Source organism: Streptomyces sp. NPDC007205 (assembly GCF_040634095.1).
In the GTDB taxonomy this organism is placed as follows: Bacteria; Actinomycetota; Actinomycetes; order Streptomycetales; family Streptomycetaceae; genus Streptomyces.
In genome coordinates this window covers 1-2032 of the sequence record NZ_JBEYEW010000157.1, presented here as the reverse complement: position 1 = coordinate 2032, position 2032 = coordinate 1, and the positions used below count along the sequence as shown (strand labels likewise).

General features: G+C 60.1%; 1 protein-coding gene and 1 pseudogene. Both read right to left on the bottom strand.

The window, feature by feature from the left end; genetic code table 11:
• Positions 1 to 97 (bottom strand): annotated as a pseudogene (locus ABZ624_RS42835) (IS6 family transposase); the annotation flags it as partial.
• 262 nt (positions 98 to 359) lie between these two features.
• Positions 360 to 1568, bottom strand: a complete 1209-nt coding sequence (locus tag ABZ624_RS42830) for a hypothetical protein (RefSeq protein WP_360101143.1) — start codon at positions 1566 to 1568, stop codon at positions 360 to 362.
• Positions 1569 to 2032 lie beyond the last annotated feature (464 nt).

Sequence of the window (2032 nt, the reverse complement as noted above, 5' to 3'; positions counted from 1 at the left end):
GGAACGACCACGGGAAGCGGAAGTACAGCCACACACAGTGCGAAACGACCTCCATCCGGTAGCGGTGGCCCTTGTACGACGGCGCACCCGCACCCACCAGCAGTCCCTCCCCGGACGACCAACCTGAAGATCACCTCACGGGACAAACTCACGTGACAGCACCGCTCCGCGGGCAGCTTGGTGGCGTAACGGGTCGCTGCACTGCCGCCACAGGGCATGTGCGAGAAGCGCTGCCGGCACTCACCGCACATGCCGCATGCAACGCGGTGATGACAAGGGCGCGTCTCCCTTATCGCCTGGGGAGCCAGGACCAGCCTATGGACGGTTTGGCGGCCCCCAGGCACCAGACCACTGGACGACTACCGCTCCTCCTCGCGACGCCGCGTATCCTCACGCCGCTGCTCATCCTGACGCTGACGCTCCTGCTCCTCAGCGCGCTGACGATCAGCCTTCTCCTGACGCTTCTTCGCCTCGTCCTCCTTGGCCTTCCGGGCGGCGTCCTCCGTCGCCTTCCGGTCAGCGTCCCCAGCCTTCGGCTCGGCATCCTTGAGTGACTGCTGCTCCGCAACTGGCGCGGAATTCTTCTTCCATGTTTCGCTTACCCAGCCTGCCTTCGAGTCGTGGACGTACCTCCCGTCGGCGCTGAGGTATGGCTTCGCCCCGTACTTGGCGTTCCAATCCGCATATGGCACCCACGATTGGGCCGCCGGGTCCCACCCCTGCTTCCAGTCGGAAGTCGGACGCGGCAAGTGCGGGTCGTTGGGTCGACGGCCGTTGCCGGCAGGCTGTCGGTTACCCTGCTCGTTGACCTTCCTTATTTCCGACCGATAGAGGTTCTTTACAAAATTTACCTCGCCTGGGCTCGGTTCAAGTGAATCTGGCCAATTAGCGCCGCCAACGTCTACTTGAGGAAACTTCCGGTCGCCTGTCCGCATGACTTCGCCCGGGCGTACAGGACGCTGCGGGTGGTGCAAGCCTAACGTGTGCCCCATTTCATGGAGGATCGTATTCAAGTTCCCCTTCCATACATCTTCCCTCCATTCTTCAAAGTTACGCACTGCATGCCAGCCGGGTGAGCCGTCGCCATTCAGGCCTCTGGTCATCGGGTAACCGCGACGCGGGCCGAAATGCCCATCCCAGAATTTCTTGATCGCTTGATCATCAAATGATGCTGTATCGAGCTCCAGCAGGTAGCGATCCGGGCCAGCCATACCCAATGTGCCACCGCGCACGTAACCGCGGGTCCAATCGTGATATGCGCCCCTTATTTGAGCACGCCCCCCTAACTTCACCTTTTCCGTCGGAGTGAGGTCGCTCCAGACGCCAAGAAACTTATGACCATTCCCTACGAGTTTGTCGTTCCAGATCTTAATTGCCGTCCTGAAGATCTCTTGTGTGTGCGGATTGAGGTCGGCAAGGTCGTAATAGATGCGACCATCAGATTTTTTGGCGGTGGTCTTTCCCCCAATAGGTTTCGGCATGGCGGAGCTGGTGGTGGCGTTTGCTATTTGCAGGCCGCCGGCTATGGCGAGGGCGGCAGCCATTGCGGAGGGGATGCCCTTGCTCACGACGTAACGGTCTGACTTGCTGGCCTGCTTGGCCAGACGGTGCCGACCGTGCCGCTTACTCGGATTGGTCATCTTCGTCCTTTTCCCGTTGCTGCACTCGCGTCATACTATTGATGTGCGAGGCGGCTCTTTCTCGTCATCTTCGGATCAGCGTGTTAACAGAAGGGGGCGCTAGCAGATTTGTGCTCCACGCGGTCATCGACCACCGAATAGTGGCTCGATTTCTTCGTCCCGCCTTTTCGGATTGCCGGACGCGTCACGCACCGACAGGATCAGTGCACAGACCACGAGGCCCGCACGCATGGCTCTAACCTCCGATTCGGCTCGATCGACGTCACATGAAAATGGAATTCTCGAAGATCGGCCGGAACTGAACCGTTTTCATCCTGTCCTGCTGGGGTGAAGGTGCAGGTCAGCGGTGTGGGGTGACGAGACGAGGCTCCTGGTCGTTGCGGTGGTGTTCT